Origin of the sequence: Vibrio sp. Hal054, from assembly GCF_037162405.1 — a bacterium.
Classification (GTDB): domain Bacteria; phylum Pseudomonadota; class Gammaproteobacteria; order Enterobacterales; family Vibrionaceae; genus Vibrio; species Vibrio diazotrophicus.
The window spans coordinates 1,921,587-1,937,494 of sequence record NZ_JARLUT010000001.1; the positions used below are offsets into that span (position 1 = coordinate 1,921,587).

At 44.0% G+C, this 15,908-nt stretch carries 15 protein-coding genes, 1 tRNA gene, 2 riboswitches and 1 other annotated feature; of the genes, 4 read left to right on the forward strand and 12 right to left on the reverse strand.

Features of this window, described 5'->3' with window-relative positions:
- Positions 1 to 25: 25 nt before the first annotated feature.
- Positions 26 to 346 (reverse strand): ATP-dependent Clp protease adapter ClpS, encoded by a 321-nt coding sequence (gene clpS, locus P4S58_RS08905; RefSeq protein WP_042482186.1) that lies wholly within the window; start codon positions 344 to 346, stop codon positions 26 to 28.
- Positions 347 to 875: 529 nt separating this feature from the next.
- On the opposite strand from clpS, the gene cspD reads away from it, so the two are divergent.
- Positions 876 to 1,097 carry a cold shock domain-containing protein CspD gene (gene cspD, locus P4S58_RS08910; protein ID WP_042481960.1) on the forward strand — a complete coding sequence of 74 codons (222 nt, stop codon included), beginning with the start codon at positions 876 to 878 and terminating at the stop codon, positions 1,095 to 1,097.
- Between the two features lie 132 nt (positions 1,098 to 1,229).
- On the opposite strand, the gene P4S58_RS08915 is transcribed toward cspD, so the two are convergent.
- Positions 1,230 to 3,458, reverse strand: a complete 2,229-nt coding sequence (locus tag P4S58_RS08915; RefSeq protein ID WP_337163658.1) for an NADP-dependent isocitrate dehydrogenase — start codon at positions 3,456 to 3,458, stop codon at positions 1,230 to 1,232.
- Positions 3,459 to 3,772: 314 nt separating this feature from the next.
- Here P4S58_RS08915 and P4S58_RS08920 point away from each other — a divergent pair, with 314 nt between their 5' ends.
- Complete coding sequence (locus P4S58_RS08920; RefSeq protein WP_337163659.1) at positions 3,773 to 4,471, forward strand: rRNA large subunit pseudouridine synthase E; 699 nt, start codon at positions 3,773 to 3,775, stop codon at positions 4,469 to 4,471.
- Here the strand turns inward: P4S58_RS08920 and thiD are convergent.
- Positions 4,455 to 5,273: a bifunctional hydroxymethylpyrimidine kinase/phosphomethylpyrimidine kinase gene (thiD, locus tag P4S58_RS08925; RefSeq protein ID WP_337163660.1), complete on the reverse strand. Its 819-nt coding sequence runs from the start codon at positions 5,271 to 5,273 to the stop codon at positions 4,455 to 4,457. The two genes, P4S58_RS08920 and thiD, sit on opposite strands and share 17 nt — an antisense overlap.
- A gap of 82 nt (positions 5,274 to 5,355) precedes the next feature.
- Positions 5,356 to 5,453: riboswitch (TPP riboswitch) on the reverse strand.
- Positions 5,454 to 5,561: 108 nt separating this feature from the next.
- Between thiD and P4S58_RS08930 the strand changes: the two genes are divergently transcribed.
- A tRNA-Lys gene (locus P4S58_RS08930) sits at positions 5,562 to 5,637 on the forward strand.
- A gap of 31 nt (positions 5,638 to 5,668) precedes the next feature.
- Here the strand turns inward: P4S58_RS08930 and hisIE are convergent.
- The 9 genes from hisIE to P4S58_RS08975 all read right to left on the reverse strand — a co-directional run bounded on the left by hisIE (position 5,669) and on the right by P4S58_RS08975 (position 14,761).
- Positions 5,669 to 6,280, reverse strand: a complete 612-nt coding sequence (hisIE, locus tag P4S58_RS08935; RefSeq protein ID WP_042481952.1) for a bifunctional phosphoribosyl-AMP cyclohydrolase/phosphoribosyl-ATP diphosphatase HisIE — start codon at positions 6,278 to 6,280, stop codon at positions 5,669 to 5,671.
- Positions 6,277 to 7,050, reverse strand: a complete 774-nt coding sequence (gene hisF, locus P4S58_RS08940) for an imidazole glycerol phosphate synthase subunit HisF (protein WP_337163662.1) — start codon at positions 7,048 to 7,050, stop codon at positions 6,277 to 6,279. Before hisF ends, hisIE begins: the two co-directional genes overlap by 4 nt.
- Entirely contained in the window at positions 7,032 to 7,769 is a 738-nt protein-coding gene (hisA, locus tag P4S58_RS08945) for a 1-(5-phosphoribosyl)-5-[(5-phosphoribosylamino)methylideneamino]imidazole-4-carboxamide isomerase (RefSeq protein ID WP_337163663.1), read from the reverse strand. The genes hisF and hisA overlap by 19 nt, the downstream gene beginning before the upstream one ends.
- A gap of 53 nt (positions 7,770 to 7,822) precedes the next feature.
- Positions 7,823 to 8,440, reverse strand: coding sequence for an imidazole glycerol phosphate synthase subunit HisH (hisH, locus tag P4S58_RS08950; RefSeq protein WP_102965995.1), 618 nt, complete (start codon positions 8,438 to 8,440; stop codon positions 7,823 to 7,825).
- Entirely contained in the window at positions 8,440 to 9,513 is a 1,074-nt protein-coding gene (hisB, locus tag P4S58_RS08955) for a bifunctional histidinol-phosphatase/imidazoleglycerol-phosphate dehydratase HisB (protein ID WP_337163666.1), read from the reverse strand. Before hisB ends, hisH begins: the two co-directional genes overlap by 1 nt.
- A 13-nt stretch (positions 9,514 to 9,526) precedes the next feature.
- Positions 9,527 to 10,567 (reverse strand): histidinol-phosphate transaminase, encoded by a 1,041-nt coding sequence (hisC, locus tag P4S58_RS08960; protein WP_042481943.1) that lies wholly within the window; start codon positions 10,565 to 10,567, stop codon positions 9,527 to 9,529.
- A gap of 5 nt (positions 10,568 to 10,572) precedes the next feature.
- Positions 10,573 to 11,880, reverse strand: a complete 1,308-nt coding sequence (gene hisD / locus P4S58_RS08965) for a histidinol dehydrogenase (RefSeq protein WP_269348883.1) — start codon at positions 11,878 to 11,880, stop codon at positions 10,573 to 10,575.
- 5 nt (positions 11,881 to 11,885) lie between these two features.
- Entirely contained in the window at positions 11,886 to 12,782 is an 897-nt protein-coding gene (hisG, locus tag P4S58_RS08970; protein ID WP_042481938.1) for an ATP phosphoribosyltransferase, read from the reverse strand.
- 53 nt (positions 12,783 to 12,835) lie between these two features.
- Positions 12,836 to 12,972 (reverse strand) — a sequence feature (His leader region).
- A 187-nt stretch (positions 12,973 to 13,159) separates the two neighbouring features.
- A complete protein-coding gene (locus P4S58_RS08975) occupies positions 13,160 to 14,761 on the reverse strand; it encodes a Na+/H+ antiporter NhaC family protein (protein WP_337163670.1) in 1,602 nt (533 codons plus the stop codon).
- Positions 14,762 to 14,877: 116 nt separating this feature from the next.
- Positions 14,878 to 15,060, reverse strand: a riboswitch (Lysine riboswitch).
- Positions 15,061 to 15,462: 402 nt separating this feature from the next.
- Here P4S58_RS08975 and P4S58_RS08980 point away from each other — a divergent pair.
- Positions 15,463 to 15,873 carry an H-NS family histone-like protein gene (locus P4S58_RS08980; protein ID WP_042481934.1) on the forward strand — a complete coding sequence of 137 codons (411 nt, stop codon included), beginning with the start codon at positions 15,463 to 15,465 and terminating at the stop codon, positions 15,871 to 15,873.
- The last annotated feature ends 35 nt before the right edge of the window (positions 15,874 to 15,908 follow it).

The window sequence follows — 15,908 nt, forward strand, 5'->3', positions numbered from 1 at the left end:
TAAAGAACAACCACATCTGCAAATGTTACGCTTTTTCCATCGTACAAAGCAGTGGATGCTCGTTTTCCCGTGCGTACATTGTCACCTGAGCGACTTTCGTTTCTGCAACTTCAGCAGTAAACGTGCCACAAATTGCTTTCCCTTCATAATGAACTCTGAGCATCACTTGTGTCGCTTTTTCTATGTCCATAGAGAAGAAGCGTTCAAGGATTTCTATTACAAAATCCATCGGTGTGTAGTCGTCATTATTCAGTATAACGTTATACATCGACGGCGGTTTTGTTGCTGTTTTTTCTCGCTCCAGTAGATCTGAGTCTGGAGTAACCCATTCGAAGTTTTTACTCATGATGGCCGTATTTAGGAGTGTTTCTCTTAAAAATGTCTCTTCTCTTACTATGTCATCACTTTTGATAACTAAGGCGCTGTCAGTGAAGGTGAAAAACAATCCTTACTTAGAGACTAATGCAGCAATTGTATCGCTGCAAATAAAACATTGCTATTAACAAACGAGTTTATTCTAAACGTTCAAAAACTCGTCACCTTTATGTAACACTATTTGGTTTAAAGTCCCAAGCTGAGTCAGTCATAACCAGCATGAATGCTTGTTTCACGATTGACATCAAATGAATTGGGGATATCTCAAAAGTGATTTGCTTATAAAAGTATGCATTTTTATACCATTCTCCTATTGACTGTGCTCAATCATTGACTACATTGGTCAAATAGTGACTAAAAATTTGGCAGCGGCTGAATCGATATTCACTAATTGGAGTAATCAACATCAAGTCATTTGATCAAACTATCTACGTAGTAAATCAATAAGAGTAATTTCTCCGCAACAACATCAGTAACAAAATGCATGAGGGACGTATAGCATGGCTACAGGTACAGTAAAATGGTTCAATAACGCCAAAGGATTTGGTTTTATCTGTCCAGAAGGCGAAGATGGAGACATTTTTGCTCATTATTCTACTATCCAAATGGATGGCTACCGCACACTGAAAGCGGGACAGCAAGTAGCATATGAAGTTGAACAGGGACCTAAAGGCTACCACGCTAGTAGTGTCGTACCTATTGAAGGGCAACAATCTAAATAGTTCGCTGCCGAGTAAATCCTTACCATTTACTGACCCATTGGTTATTAAAATGCTAACGATTTATAAATTGATAGATATGAAAAACCCGCCAATTGGCGGGTTTTGTATTTTATCGTCAAGCGTCGTTTGAGCTTATGCGCGATCTACGATACTGTTCAGTGTTGAACTTGGACGCATTAGATTAGAAACCATCGCATCGTTTAATGCATAGTAACCACCTAAATCACCCGCAACGCCTTGAGCATCATTTAGCTCAGCAACAATTTTCTCTTCGCTAGCCAATAGCTGCTCAGCCACTGGTGCAAACTCAGCCGCAAGATCGGCATCTTGAGTCTGTTCTGACAACGCTTCTGCCCAATATGTCGCTAAGTAGTAATGACTACCACGGTTATCTAGCTCACCTACTTTACGTGATGGCGACTTGTTAAGATCTAGGAATTTACCTGTCGCTTTATCTAACGCGTCAGCCAATACTTGCGCTTTCGCATTGCCAGTCACCACACTTAGATGCTCTAGAGAAGCAGCAAGCGCTAGGAATTCACCCAAAGAATCCCAACGTAGGTGGTTCTCTTTTTGGACTTGCTGTACGTGCTTAGGAGCAGAGCCACCAGCACCTGTTTCAAACAGACCTCCACCATTCATTAGTGGAACGATTGAAAGCATCTTCGCAGAAGTGCCTAGTTCTAGAATTGGGAACAAGTCAGTTAAGTAATCACGTAGTACGTTACCTGTTACTGAAATCGTATCTTTACCTTCTTTGATACGTGCTAGAGAGTATAGCGTTGCATCTACAGGTGAAAGGATCTTGATTTCTAGGCCAGAGGTATCGTGTTCAGGCAGATACTGATTCACTTTCTTAATCAGCTCAGCATCGTGAGCGCGTGCTTCGTCTAACCAGAATACTGCTGGTGTATTTGTAGCACGTGCACGGTTTACTGCAAGCTTAACCCAGTCTTGAATCGGTGCATCTTTAACTTGGCACATACGGAAGATATCGCCAGCTTCAACTTCTTGTTCAAGCAATACATTGCCCGCTGCATCAACAACACGCACTGCACCGTCAGCATCAAGAATGAAGGTTTTATCGTGTGAACCGTATTCTTCCGCTTTTTGAGCCATCAGACCCACGTTTGGTACGCTACCCATAGTCGTTGGGTCAAATGCACCGTGCTCTTTACAGAATTCAATTACAGCTTGGTAAACGCCAGCGTAACAACGATCTGGGATCACTGCTTTAGTATCTTTCTGCTTACCGTCTGGACCCCACATTTGACCTGATGAGCGGATCATCGCTGGCATAGACGCGTCAACGATAATGTCGCTAGGTACGTGTAGGTTGGTAATACCGCGGTCAGAGTCAACCATCGCCAGTGGCGGTTGAGTTGCATAAACCGCTTGAAGTGCAGCTTCAATCTCTTCACGTTGTGCCTGAGGTAATGCTTGGATTTTCGCATACACATCACCTAGACCGTTGTTTACATCAACACCAAGTTGCTCGAATACGTCACCGTACTTGTCGAACACTTCTTTGTAGTAAACCTTAACAGCATGACCAAAGATGACTGGGTCAGACACTTTCATCATGGTTGCTTTCATGTGTAGAGAAAGCAGAACATCTTGTTGTTTTGCGTCAGCAATCTCTTTTTCGAAGAACTCTACGAGAGCTTTCTTGTTCAAAACGCTTGCATCAATAATTTCTTTGTCTTTCAGTGCAAAAGGCTTTTTCAGTTCTTTCGTTGAACCATCTTTGCCTACAAACTGAATAGAGACTTGTGTTGCACCGTCTACAGTGACCGATTTTTCAGTACCAAAGAAATCTTTTTCACTCATGCTAGAAACGTGAGATTTAGAATCCGCAGACCAAGCACCCATTGAGTGTGGGTTCTTCTTCGCATAGTTTTTCACTGATGCAGGAGCACGACGGTCAGAGTTACCTTCACGCAGTACAGGGTTTACCGCACTACCTTTGATTTTGTCGTACGTTGCTTTAATCGCTTCTTCTTCGTAAGTTGCAGGCTCTTCTGGGTAATTTGGAAGTGCAAAACCTTTGTCTTGAAGTTCTTTGATCGCCGCTTTTAACTGAGGAACCGATGCTGAGATGTTTGGCAGTTTGATGATGTTCGCTTCGGGAGTTTGTGCAAGTTCACCGAGTTCCGTCAGAGCGTCACCAACGCGCTGGTCTTCTTTCAAATGCTCTGGGAAGTTAGCAAGAATACGTCCTGCTAAAGAAATATCACGAGTTTCAATTTCAATACCCGACGATGCCGTAAATGACTGGATAATAGGCAGCAATGAATAAGTAGCTAGAGCTGGGGCTTCGTCAGTGATTGTATAAATAATTGTAGGTTTATCTGTTGGCATGAACTTTCCCTATTTGTTCTAACAACACACGGGCATGTGTTGTGTGAATGTACGGCTCAAGCGGGAAACATCCCAAACTTGTGCACGATAGTCTCACTCTTTCTTTTTTGTATTCGAATACGTCTATGTGTTTTAGACCACAACGAGTCTTAAATACAGTCCTTGAGTGAAGATAGTTATAATTAAACAAAATTAGGATAATAGTCTATCATCTTGTCGTTTATCCTATTTCTGGGCGCGAAAATTGTAGCGCAAAAGCGAGTTTCAGAAAACTTTCAAACACACTTCATTTACATTTTTGCAAGGTAGTTAACATGTCATCCAGCTCGCGTAGAAGCACTGCTAAGGCTCCTCACTCGACTCATAAACCGCGTTTCAAACAAGGGAATCGTTCTTCTGGGCGCACTTCAACAAGCCAAAGAGCACGTAAACCTGCGGTTCAGAAACCAAAAGTGAACATTGAAGATCGTAAAGTCATTGTTTTTAATAAACCTTATGACACGTTAAGCCAGTTTACTGATGGTGAAGGCAGAAAAACGCTCGCCGATTTCATAACAGTAAAAGATGTATATGCAGCAGGCCGCCTCGATCGCGATAGCGAAGGTCTAATGGTGTTAACCAACGATGGTATTTTGCAAGCCAAACTGACTCAGCCAGAATCAAAATCGCCTAAAACCTACTGGGTTCAGGTTGAAGGTGCACCGACAGAGTCAGATTTAGAACAACTTAGAAATGGAGTGACATTAAAGGACGGGTCAACGCTTCCTGCGCAAGTCGTGGTGATTGAAGAGCCCCATTTGTGGCCTCGGAATCCACCAGTGCGCTTTCGCGCAGCCATTCCAACCACTTGGCTTGCGATTACCATCATTGAAGGTCGTAACCGTCAAGTAAGACGCATGACAGCGCACATCGGCTTCCCTACTCTGCGTCTGATTCGCTACTCAATCGGTAATATTGAGTTGGGCGACCTTCAGCCTGGAGAGTGGAAAGAAATTTCTATTGATGCAGCATAAAGAAATGATCGACGGGGCCTCGGCCCTGTCCAACATCAAGTAAATCAGCATGTCCTATCGCTTGGGTAATGTATTCCTTCGCATGACTGACCGCTGAAAGCATATCTTCTCCCTGAGCCAAAAACGAAGCAATGGCCGAAGACAAGGTACAACCCGTCCCATGAGTATTGGGAGTGTGAATTCTCTCAGCACTTAATCTGTGAGTTTCATTTTGGGTAATCAACAGGTCATCACTCTCATCAGACGCCTCTAAATGCCCGCCTTTGAGCAATACCGCAGAAGTACTTAACTGACGCATTGCAGTAACCATCTGCTCAATTTGCTCAGCGTCTCTTGGCATATCGAGTCCTGTCAGTGCTGCGGCTTCTGGTAGATTTGGCGTAATAATGCTTGCGAGAGGCAACAAGCGTTCTTTCAAGCTGTCTATCGCCGTTTCTTTAAGCAGTAAATCGCCACTGGTTGCCACCATCACGGTATCCAAAACAATGTGTTCTGGTCGATATTGTTCCAGCTTATCAGCTACCAAATTGATGATATCGGTATCCGCCAACATGCCAATTTTTACCGCGACAATATTGAGATCTTGGAATACTGCATCTAACTGACTTTCAATATGAGCTAAAGGAATGGGCAAGATATCAAACACACCCAATGTATTTTGAGAGGTAATCGCGGTGATAACCGAAGCGGAGTAACTGCCAGTCGCGGATATCGCTTTGATATCGGCTTGAATACCCGCACCACCACCACTGTCCGATCCGGCAATAGTCAGTACAACAGGAATTGTGTTGGATTTAGGCATAACTGTTCCTTTGGGGTAGGACGTACAAGAACAGTCTCTCGAAAGCGCATCTGAGATAGATACCAGAACGAGATATACAATCGCAAAGATTGGATTAGTTCCCTACGTCAGTATTAACTGAATCAGGTTCAACGGGTCTCGCAATGCGATCTCAGCCCAAAGGCTCCCCGACTAATGGCGGACAGAATAACAATTAAATTGTCCGTTTTGCAATTTATAACTTTCACAACGATAAGTGGCCGAATCGAGACTATAATTCGTTGTATCAAAGTGTATTTTTCAATATGTAGGCCGTTAACTCAGTTGGTAGAGTAGTTGACTCTTAATCAATCGGTCGCGGGTTCGAGCCCCGCACGGCCTACCAATACGTTCTCTTCAACTTATTGAAGCTATGGCTACTTATGACGCTCTTTGAGTTTATTAATCACATCACTCATCGACAGACCTTGGTCTTGAAGCAAGACAAGCAAGTGATAAATCAAGTCCGCAGACTCGCACACTAACTCCGCCTTATCGCCCGACGTCGCCGCAAGCGCGACTTCAACACCTTCTTCGCCCACTTTCTGCGAAATGCGTTTGGTGCCACGTGCATAAAGACTAGCTGTGTAAGAGGAGTCTGGGTCGGCACTCTTGCGGGCAGCCAATAGCTGCTCAAGTTGATGAAGCCACACCATTTGTGATTCCTCTTGCGCATCGCCGTCCCAACACGTTGTTGTCCCTGTGTGGCACGTTGGGCCAATCGGATTTACTTTCACTAGCAAGGTGTCTTGGTCGCAGTCCAAAGCAATATTTTTCAATTGCAACACGTTGCCAGAGGTTTCACCTTTGGTCCACAGGCGCTGCTTGGTGCGCGAATAGAAAGTGACTTGTTCTGTTTCCAATGTTTTCGCTAGTGCTTCTTGGTTCATGTAGCCCATCATGAGCACTTGGCTTGAACCGAAATCCTGCACTATTGCAGGAACAAGACCATCAACCTTTTCCCAATTAATACGTTCCGCTAGGCTCATAGTCTCACCTCAACCGCTTGTTGTTTTAAATATTGCTTGAGTTCACCAATATTGATGATTTGTTTGTGGAATACAGACGCTGCTAACGCACCATCCACATTCGCCAACTTGAATGCATCGGCGAAATGCTCCATTGCGCCGGCACCGCCAGAAGCAATTAATGGAACATGGCACACCGAGCGAACCATGTTCAGTTGCTCAAGGTCGTAACCGTTACGCACGCCGTCTTGATTCATCATATTCAATACGATTTCGCCCGCGCCACGTTTTTGCACTTCCTGAACCCAATCTTTGGTTTCCCACTTGGTCGCTTTAGTGCGCGATTCATCACCTGTGAACTGGTAAACCTGATATTTACCCGTCTCTTTGTCGAAGTATGAATCGATACCGACAACGATACATTGCACACCAAACTTATCTGCAAGGTCAGTGATTAGCTGAGGATTGGCTAATGCTGGTGAGTTAATCGAAACTTTATCTGCTCCAAACTCCAGAATACGCGCAGCATCTTCGGCTGATTTAATACCACCAGCCACACAGAAAGGAATATCAATGACTTCTGCAACGCGAGCTACCCAACTTTTATCAACCACACGGCCATCGCTTGAGGCGGTGATATCGTAAAACACTAACTCATCTGCGCCCTCTTCCGCATAACGTTTGGCTAGCGGAACGATGTCACCAATGATTTCGTGATTACGGAACTGAACACCTTTCACAACCTGACCGTCACGAACATCCAAACAAGGGATTATACGTTTTGCCAACATGCGAACGCCTCCTCTGTGGTGAATTTGCCATCAAGCAGAGCACGACCAACAATCACACCTGCAACACCACTGTCTTTCAGTGCTTCAATATCCGCTAAACTGCCGATACCACCTGAAGATTGGAACTGAACTTGTGGGTATTGTTTGCAAAGGTCAACATACAGTTCAACGTTAGAGCCGGCTAGCGTTCCGTCACGTGAAATGTCGGTGCACAGTACATGTTTCAAACCGACGGTTAGGTAGTCTTCAATCAGTGCTTCGATGGTGACACCTGAATCTTCCTGCCAGCCAGAAATCGCCACTTTGCGAGTACCGTCAGCATCGATATTAATATCCAAAGCCAACACGATTTTTTCTGCGCCGTATTTGGTCATCCAACCCTTAACAAGCTCAGGTTGCTTAACAGCGGTTGAGCCAACCACAACGCGTTGCGCTCCAGCTTCCAGTAAATCAATCACGTCTTGTTCGGTGCGAACACCACCACCAATTTGAATATTAGCGGGGGTACCTGCGAGTAACTTAGCAATAAGGTCTAACTGACGTGCACTGGTGTCTTTTGCGCCGGTTAAATCCACTAGATGAAGCCAGTCAGCGCCAGCTTTGTTGTATAAATTAAATTGTTCTACTGGGTCGACTTTATATTCTGTCACTTGGCCGTAATCGCCCTGATAGAGGCGTACAACCTGACCTTCAATTAAATCTAATGCGGGAATAATCATTTCTGTTCCTTATTCGACTTGCCGCTTTATCGCTTACAGCTTCCGTTTATTATTTAGAGCTCTAGAAAGTTCTGAATTAATTTAGAACCGGCTTTTGATGAACGCTCTGGGTGGAATTGAACGCCGTAATAGTTGCCATTTTGAATCGCTGCGCTAAATGGATTTCCGTAGTCACATTGTGCGATAGTGTAATCACCAACTGGCATTGCAAAGCTGTGTACAAAATAGAAGTACTCACCCTCTTCAATATCTTTGAATAGTGGGTTTCCAGCTTTAGCTGAAACTGTATTCCAGCCCATGTGAGGCAATGGCAAATCACCGGTTTGCATTAAGCGAACTTCACCTTCAACTAAGCCTAGACATTCAACGATATCATCCGCTTTCTGTCCTTTCTCTTCAGAAAGTTTGCCTAGCAGCTGCATACCTAAACAGATGCCAAGTAGCGGTTTATCTACCTTAGCCACAAGCTCGATTAAGTTACGTTCTTCAAGGTTCTTCATCGCTTCGCTAGCTGTTCCTACCCCCGGTAAGAACAACTTATCCGCAGCAAGAACCACTGCTGGGTCTTTTGAAATCGTCACTGGGTAGCCCAAACGTTCAATGGCGAATTTCACTGAAGAGACGTTGGCACAACCCGTATCGATAATGACAACTTTTTGTTCATTCGCCATTAGAGAACCCCTTTGCTGCTTGGCAACTCATTTCCTTGTACTTGAATAGCTTGACGCAGTGTACGACCAAACGCCTTAAACAAGCTTTCAATAATGTGGTGAACATTCTCACCAGTAGAAGACAAGTGCAGAGTGCACGCGAGCGTGTCTGTTAGTGAACGGAAGAAGTGATATACCATCTCAGTGGATAAGTCGCCTACTTCTGGGCGGCTAAACTCAGCGTCGAATTTCAAATAAGGGCGACCTGATAGGTCTAATGCACATTGCGCTAAACATTCGTCCATCGGCAGCGTGAAACCAAAACGACCAATACCACGCTTATCGCCTAAGGCTTCTTTAATCGCCTGACCAAGTGCCAAAGCGGTATCTTCAACCGTGTGGTGATCGTCGATGTGCAGGTCACCATCCACTTTAAGCTTTAATTGGAAACCACCGTGAGTGGCGATTTGATCAAGCATGTGGTCGAAGAAACCTAAACCGGTTTCGATTTCGTTACCGCCCGTTTCATCCAAATTCACCGCGACCTTGATATCAGTTTCTTTTGTCTTACGAACCACACTTGCAGTACGAGCCTTAACGGTGAGATCTTTGACAATTTGAGGCCAGTTCATGGTTTCAGGATTGTACTGAATACCGCGAATAGCCATGTTCTCTGCCAGTTGCAGATCCGTTAATCGGTCGCCAATTACAACCGATGATTTAAAGTCAACTTTGCCGCCTTGAAGGTACTGTTTCACCATCCCTAACTTAGGCTTACGACAAGAGCAGTTATCTTTTTCAAAGTGAGGACAAATCAACACATCATCAAACTTCACACCTTGAGAAGAGAAGATATCCATCATCATGTTGTGTGGAGCATCGAAGTCTTCTTGTGGGTAGCTGCTTGTGCCTAAACCATCTTGGTTGGTGACCATAACCAAGCGATAACCTGCATCTTGTAGAGTCAGCAAACTTGGGATAACAAAAGGTTCCAGTTTCAGTTTGTCTAAACGGTCAACCTGAAAATCCACCGGAGGCTCAACAATTAAGGTGCCGTCACGGTCGATAAAGAGAATTTTCTGTTGGGTGCTCATTGTAGAATCCTTTCTATTGGTAGTAGTTACGAATAAACGCGACCGTCTTTTCGCACTCTTCTCTATTGCCTACGCTAATGCGCACGCAGTCTTCAATTGGTGAATTACGTAAAATAATACCTGCGTCCCAAGCGGCTTTGAACAATGCATCGCCATCAGGGAATTTAACCAGCAAATAGTTGCCCCAACCTTCAAACACTTGAACGCCACTCACCATAGACAGACCTACTTGCATGTAAGCTCGGTTAGCATTCAGATCCAGCACTTGGTATTTAGCACGTGCAAGACCAGCTTCAGACAGCGCTTGTGTCGCAATTTCAGCCACAGGTACTGGCACTGGATAAGGTGCGATGACCTTTAACAGTACATTGATTAGTTCTTCATTGGCCAAGGTAAAACCACAACGTAACCCTGCAAGAGCAAACGCTTTAGATAGCGTGCGTAGAATCGCCAAGTTTGGATACTGTGCCAGCAAATCGACCGTTGATGCTTCTGGGCAGAAATCGATGTAGGCTTCGTCCATCACGACAATCGCGCGGTCTTTGGTCATTTCTAGCAGAGTGACAATGTCCTCACGCTTAACCAAGTTCCCCGTTGGGTTATTTGGGCTACAAACAAATACCAGCTTTACGTTTTCCAGATTGGCTTCGATGTTGGCTAAATCTAACTGCCATTCTGCGGTTAGCGGTACTTTCTTGCGTTCAACGCCAATAGTTTCAGCACTGATTGCGTACATGCCGTAAGTCGGTGGGCAGAACAAAATCGCATCTTGGTTTGGCTCACAGAAAGCACGCACCAATAATTCAATACCTTCATCCGCGCCACGAGAAGTTAGTACTTGCTCTGGCTTCACCCCTGCATATGCTGCATAAGCGTTGATTAACTCTGGTGGCTGGCATTCGCTATAACGGTTTAAGCGAGCAAAATTGGTTTTGTATTCGTTGTTGAATGGCGATTCGTTTGCGTTTAGCCACACATCACCACTTCCGCCAATACGGCGAGCAGAAAGATAAGGCGTTAATTCTTGAACTTGTTTACGAGCGAGTTTTTCCATGATGATTACGCCTTCTGTCCTTTTTCAATAGCAAGCTTTTCAATACGAATCGTAACGGCACGTTTGTGTGCGTCTAAGCCTTCTGCTTCAGCCATTTTTACAACTGTTGGTGCCAGTGCTTTCAGACCATCAGCGCTTAGCTCTTGTACTGTCATACGTTTGCTGAAATCCGCTAAACCTAAGCTTGAATAAGTGCGGGTATAACCGTAGGTTGGCAGCACGTGGTTAGTACCTGAAGCATAATCACCCACTGATTCTGGTGACCAGTCGCCCAAGAAAATTGAGCCTGCATTGTCTAACAGCGGCACTAATTCACGAGGATTCTTAGTCTGAACAATCAGGTGCTCTGGACCATAGTAGTTAGAAATTGAAACAGCCTGAGTTAACGACTCTGCAATTATGATTAAGCTTGAAGCGAGAGCTTTTTCAGCAGTTGCTGCGCGAGATAGCGACTTAAGCTGTTTTTGAACCGCATCAGCCACTTGATCCGCAACGACTGGTGAAGGTGTGACCAAAACAACTTGAGAATCGGGACCGTGCTCAGCTTGGCTTAGTAAGTCTGCAGCAATAAAATCGGCGTCCGCAGTGTCGTCTGCAATCACTAACACTTCTGATGGACCTGCTGGCATATCGATCGCTGCGCCACGGAAATCATTACTCACTTGGCGTTTTGCTTCCGTTACATACGCATTGCCTGGACCAAAAATCTTATCCACTTTCGCTACGCTTTCCGTACCGTAAGCCATTGCTGCAATTGCTTGGCCGCCACCAACGTTATAAACCTCATCGATCTTACAAAGCTTAGCGACATAAAGAATTTCATCAGCAATCGGCGGAGGAGAACACAACACGACTTTACGACAACCTGCAATTTGTGCTGGAACACCAAGCATCAATACGGTTGATGGTAATGGCGCGCTGCCACCAGGAATGTACAAACCCACTTTGTTGATTGCGCGAGTCACCTGTTCACACACAACACCTGGCATAGTTTCAACTTTAATCGGTGCTGCTTTTTGTGCTTTGTGAAATTTAGAGATGTTGTTGTAAGCCAATTCCAACGCTTGCTTCATTTCGTCATCAAGACGCTCACATGCCGCGTCAATTTCTTCTGCCGAAACACGAATTGAATCCGGTTTACACTTATCGAATTTCTCAGTCAGTTCTAACAGAGCAGAGTCACCTTCCGCTCGAACTTTGGCAATAACTTCCGCAACCGCAGCAGTGATATTCGCACCTTCAGCGATAGCTGGACGTTCCAATACTGAGTCTTGCTGAGTTTCACTCAGCGATTGCCAAACAATCGTTCTCATCGGGATTACTCCATCATCTTCTCAATTGGTAATACAAGAATAGAACTTGCACCAAGTGCTTTTAACTTTTCCATTGTTTCCCAGAACAAATTCTCAGCACTGACGAGGTGCACGGCTACGCGAGTTTTATCAGCAGAAAGTGGTAACACTGTTGGGTCTTCTGCGCCTGGAAGTAGCGCCGTGATTTGAGGTAGTTTTTCGACTGGTGCGTGCAGCATGATGTATTTCGATTCTTTCGCTTGTTGCACGCCGTTCATACGAGTAAGAAGACGGTCAATCAACGCAGCTTTATCTGGAGCAAATTCACCAGTACGTTGGATCAGCTTCGCTTTTGATTGGAAAATCACTTCAACTTCTTTTAAGCCGTTCGCTTCAAGTGTCGCGCCTGTTGATACCAAGTCAGCAATTGCATCAGCAAGGCCTGCACGTGGAGCTACTTCAACTGAGCCAGTTAACATACAGGTACTAAAATCGATACCTTGTTCTGCCATGTACGCTTTTAGAAGTTGAGGATAGGTCGTTGCAATACGTTTGCCTTTAAGATCTTGTGGGCCGTTGTATTCCACATCTTTGTCGATTGCGATTGAAAGACGGCAACCACCGAAGTCCATACGACGTAGGTCTACGAATTCGCTTGGCTGGTTTAGAGCAATACGGTCATAACGGGTTTCTTCTAACACGTTTTCACCAACAAAACCCAAGTCAACCACGCCATCCATAATCAAACCTGGGATATCGTCATCACGAACAAGAAGCAGGTCAATTGGCATATTTAACGAGTGAACCACTAAACGTTCGCCCATAACATTAAATTTAACCCCACATTTCTTTAGTAGGCTCTGGCATTCGTTGCTTAAACGACCTTTCTTTTGGACTGCTATTCTTAGGCGTTGTGTTTGCATTACATTCTTCCTTCGTAAAATATTGAAATCTTTAAGTTTTAATTAATCTAGATAGTAAAAAACCCTTGAGAGATTGGTCTCCCAAGGGTCTAAAATCTTAAAATTACTTTGATTTAACCACCGGGAGAATCCTGTCTCCCGGGTATGCGTACATCTCCCGAAAGACTCTTAGGGATGATGGTGATGATGAATATTCATGACAAAATTACGCATACTTAATTACACCGAATGTGTTTACTGGATTGCCTTCAACACTATCTAAGCTCGTCTCATTTTTCAACAAAAAATTTCACTTTTTTCCATCTTTTTCTGGTAGCAACTTTTCGAGCATAAAAAAGGAGGCTGAAGCCTCCTTTAATTTCCTGAAATAAAAAGCATTAAGCTTCGTTACAGGTCACCAACTTAGATTTTGCCAATGCGTTAAATACAAAGCACACTGCGATAAATGCCACTGTGGATGCAGCTAACGAAGCCAGCACGGATAGCGTCATACCAAGAACAATAAAACCAACGCATGATACACCTGCGACCGCTAGAGCATATGGAAGCTGAGTTGCCACGTGGTCAATATGATTACAGCGTGCGCCAGTAGAAGACAAAATAGTGGTGTCTGAAATTGGAGAACAGTGGTCACCAAATACAGAACCCGCTAGTACCGCGCTCAGCATAGGTAGCATCAGAGCAATCTCAGTTGCACCTGCCATATCACCTGCGATTGGCAGCATGATACCGAACGTGCCCCAAGAAGTACCAGTAGAGAAAGCCATAATGCCTGATAGCAAGAATAAAATTACTGGCAACCAATGTGGGTCGATGTTGCCTTGAGCTAACGAAGAGAGGTACGCGCCCGTTTTCATGTCACCGATTACTGAACCAATTGTCCACGCGAAAACAAGAATTAAGATCGCACCAAACATCGATTTAGCACCAATCCACAGCGCACGTGCAGTTTCAGTGATCGCGATACCTTGTTTAACCACAGTGAATAGAGCAACCGCTAAACCAACTAAGCCACCGTAAATCAGTGATGTATCAACCTTGGTATTTTCAAATGCACCTAGCACGTTAAACGCTTTGCCATCAACTGCTAATGCTTGACCACCGGTATACAGCATTGAACCAACGGTCGCGATAATCAGTAGTACGATTGGGAAAATAAGGTCTGAAACTTTGCCCTTTTCACTTTCACGGATATCAAGCTCATCATTTAAATCGCGAGCTTGTTCGTCATTCTCAGACATATCATCATCGAAACCTTGGCCTTGAGAAGCATTGATTTCGTGTTGGCGCATCTGACCGATATCCATTTGGAACCATACAACTGCAAACACCATTAATAGTGCAAATACCGCATAGAAGTTCATCGGAACCAAACGCAGATAAGCACCAAGCGCAGAATACTCAGTAATACCGTGTGATACCAAAATGCCGCCGATGATGGTCATGATGTATGCGCCCCAGCTTGAAGCAGGCATAACAACACACATTGGTGCAGCAGTAGAGTCTAGGATGTAAGCCAGTTTAGCGCGTGAAACATAAAAGCGGTCAGTAACAGGACGAGAAATTGAGCCAACCGCTAAGCTGTTGAAGTAGTCATCAACAAAAATGAAAACCCCTAAAAACGCAGCAAGTAGCTTTGAACCACGTTTGCTTTTCACGCGAACTTGGGCCCACTCGGCGAATGCACGAGTACCGCCAGAAAGCGTTAATAGTGCAGTCATCATTCCCAGCAGCAGCAAGAAGCCAACAATACTCATATTCCAAGTATTCAGGCCACCGTCTTCAACAAATACGTTTGTTACTTTGGTGCCGACATAACTAATTGCATCACCAATGGAGTAATCAGCAAGTAATAACGCGCCAAGGGCGATACCCATTCCAAGAGAAACAAGTACACGACGAGTAATAATAGCGAGACTCAACGCCACTAACGCAGGGACTAGTGACAAAGGAGACGAAGCAAAATCTAATAAATTCATGATCTTCAAAAACCAATAATATTTCGGTTAGAGATCTACTGCAGATAAACCACATCGAATATGTTCAATGCGATTAATGTTGAACTAAGCGAAAGGGAAGTGAACACTCCACCCAACCCTACAGTAGCGCTCCATAGTTTAACAACAATATAGACTATGGCAGTGTTGCCCCTATTCGATGACAACCCCAGCTAGCAGATTGATGGCCTGACTAACTTCGGCGATATGGCCTTTCTCCGGTATTCATTGGCATCACCCCAATACTGGATACTGATCAACATCGCTCCTCTACGTCGAAGATAGAACAATTACCTACGCAAACTTATTATTGCGTGATTATTGAGCTTACTCCGCTTTAGGTGTGACGTATTGTACTTAACAAAACTGTCAATGCAACATACAATTTCATTTTTCATTACCTCTATTTATTCACAGCGTGAATGAATTATATTTCATAACCTAACTCATAGAGTTTTAGACCTAATTACATTAATTGCATAAAAATAGTCCGTACCTGACGCTCTGAAGTCCTAATATTACCTTTCTTTTTTTAAGGCTAAGTTTTAAAAGGCTAACTTTAATTACTACCTATGGTGGAAATTTCAGAATATTTACATTAATGTTGAATTAATTATATTGTAAGAACTAATAAGTCGGTTTATTATTACCCCGTTAATTATTTAATTAAACAGGATTAAGAAATGTCGGAAATCACTAAAACTCTATTAAATATTCGTAGTCTTCGTGCATTTTCACGCGATCTAACTTTAGAGCAACTTGAAGAAGCGCTTGATAAATTAACGATCGTAGTTGAAGAGCGTAGAGAGTCTGAAGAAAAAGAACAAGCTGCTCTAGCTGAACAAGAAGCAAAATTAGCAGCAATTGCTGAGCAAATTGCTAATGACGGTATTGATGTTGAAGCATTAATTTCTGCTCTTGCTGGCGAAACAAAATCTAAATCAAAAGCAAAAGGCAAACGCGCACCTCGTCCAGCGAAATATAAATACATGGACAATGGCGTAGAGAAAACTTGGACAGGCCAAGGCCGTACACCTTCAGCAATTCAAAAAGCTTTAGATGAAGGCAAATCTCTAGAACAATTCGAAATTTAATTTTCTAGTTATCAAAAAAGGCTCCGAATTCGGAG